This window comes from Mesorhizobium sp. M1E.F.Ca.ET.041.01.1.1, assembly GCF_003997355.1.
Taxonomy (GTDB): Bacteria; Pseudomonadota; Alphaproteobacteria; order Rhizobiales; family Rhizobiaceae; genus Mesorhizobium.
In genome coordinates this window covers 1-1,811 of sequence record NZ_RZSL01000890.1, presented here as the reverse complement: position 1 = coordinate 1,811, position 1,811 = coordinate 1, and the positions used below count along the sequence as shown (strand labels likewise).

The 1,811-nt window shown below is 64.5% G+C and carries 3 protein-coding genes; all 3 read right to left on the bottom strand.

Annotated elements, in window-relative coordinates; all coding sequences use genetic code 11:
• Positions 1-136 (bottom strand): SDR family oxidoreductase (locus EOA38_RS35530; RefSeq protein WP_348627551.1); only part of this gene is annotated, 136 nt, incomplete at its 3' end.
• Between the two features lie 108 nt (positions 137-244).
• Positions 245-1,177 carry a DnaJ C-terminal domain-containing protein gene (locus EOA38_RS35525; protein ID WP_126095259.1) on the bottom strand — a complete coding sequence of 311 codons (933 nt, stop codon included), beginning with the start codon at positions 1,175-1,177 and terminating at the stop codon, positions 245-247.
• 118 nt (positions 1,178-1,295) lie between these two features.
• A complete protein-coding gene (locus tag EOA38_RS35520; protein WP_126095260.1) occupies positions 1,296-1,760 on the bottom strand; it encodes an RT0821/Lpp0805 family surface protein in 465 nt (154 codons plus the stop codon).
• Between the last annotated feature and the right edge of the window lie 51 nt (positions 1,761-1,811).

Here is a 1,811-nt window from a genome sequence, read left to right as displayed (position 1 = left end):
CGCCCTGATAGGTCAGCGCGATTTCGGCGCCGTGATCGACGCAGGCCTTGGCGATGCCGAAAGCGATCGACCGATTGTTCGCGACGCCGAGAATAAGGCCCCGCTTACCTGCCATCAGGCCCTGTCCACCCGCCATGTGCGCGTTCTCCGCAAGAGTGTCTGTTTTGTGTGGAGCCCTATCGCACAGGCACAGAGCCCCTTCAAGCGTCGAAAACAGACTGGCTTGCGGAGAAAATTGCCTCGATCAGCCTTTTCGGCGGCGAATCAGGGCTTCGAGATCGGCGTCTCCGCCCTCCGGCAGCATCAGCCGCACATGCGCGTAGAGGTCGCCGTGACCGCCTGCTTTTTCCGGCAAACCTCTGCCCTTCAGGCGCAGCACCTTGTCCGAACTCGACCATGCCGGGACGTTGACCGCGAGCTTGCCGGTCGGCGTCTCGACCGCCACCTTGGCGCCGAGCACCGCGTCGGCCAGGTCGACGGGCAGGTCGACATGCAGGTCGCGGCCTTCGATGCGGTAGCGCGGATGGCGGCGGATGTGGATCTTGACCAGCGCGTCGCCCGGCTGGCCAGGCCCTTGCTCGCCCTGGCCCTTGAGGCGGATGGTCTGGCCGTCTTCGACATAGGCCGGAAGCTTGACCGCCATCTTGCGGCCGTCGGGGAACATCGCCGTCACCTTCTCGGCAGTAGCTGCCTCTTCGACGGTGATATCGAGCGTGACGTTGAGGTCCGCCGCCTGCACCGGCTGGCGACGGTCGCCGCGGCCTGCGCCGCGCGCGCCCGAGAAGGCATCGCCGAAGATCTGGCTGAAGATATCGCTGTTGCCGTCGAACGGATCGCCGCCGGGCCGTCCCGTGCGAAATTCGAAATGCTGCGCGCCGCCGGGGCCCTGCTGACGACGGAACCCGGCGAACGGATCGCCACCGCCGGCCGCACCCTCGAAACCCTGGAATCGCGGCTTGCCGTCGGCGTCGATCTCGCCGCGATCGTAGGCGGCGCGCGACTTCTCGTCGCCGACGATCTCGTAGGCCTGGTTCGCGGCGGCAAAACGGTCCTTCGCCTTCGGATCATTCGGATTCTGGTCCGGATGATGCTTCTTGGCGAGCTTGCGGTACGCCGATTTTATTTCCTTGGCCGATGCGTTCTTGGCAACGCCCAGCACCTCATAGGGGTCGCGCATGCTTCCTGCCTGAACGAGAGGATGAGTCCACAATTGTCCCCTATATGCGCTCGGATAGGAAGAAATTCCAGTGGCGCAACAACGATCCGTGACCGAAAATCAGCGCCCCGAGCGAAATTCAGAGCGCCTTGAACTCCTGCATGCGCCAGCCGCCGGCGCCGGCCATGCAGAGCTCGCCCTTGTACAAGGCGACGCCATCGAAGCTCTCCCTGGTGGCGGTGAAGCGGCGGCAGGTCAGGGCGCCATCATTCAACTCGACAAGTTCGGTGATCGCGCCGCGCGAACCGGTGCCGGCATTGGCCCACGGCACGGCCTGGCCGCCGAGTTCCTGGATGTCGGCGGAGGAGACCGCGTTGCCGATGGTGGTCTGGTCCGAATCGGTGTCGCTGCTTGCCGGCGGGGCGGGAGAGGAAGGCGTGCTGGAAGTGACGATCGAGCGGTCGACCTCCGCTTTCTCCAGGCTGAAGCCGCCGGCGCCGCAGCCTGCAAGGGGAAGCGCCAACGTCAGCAGCGCAGCCTTGGCGCTGGCCGAAGCGATAACGCTCCATTGCCCGCTGTCAAAAGCTTGCGCAATACGCGACAATCGGCGAACTCCTCCCGCAGTGTTAAAAATTTGGAAAACTATGAACGAAAC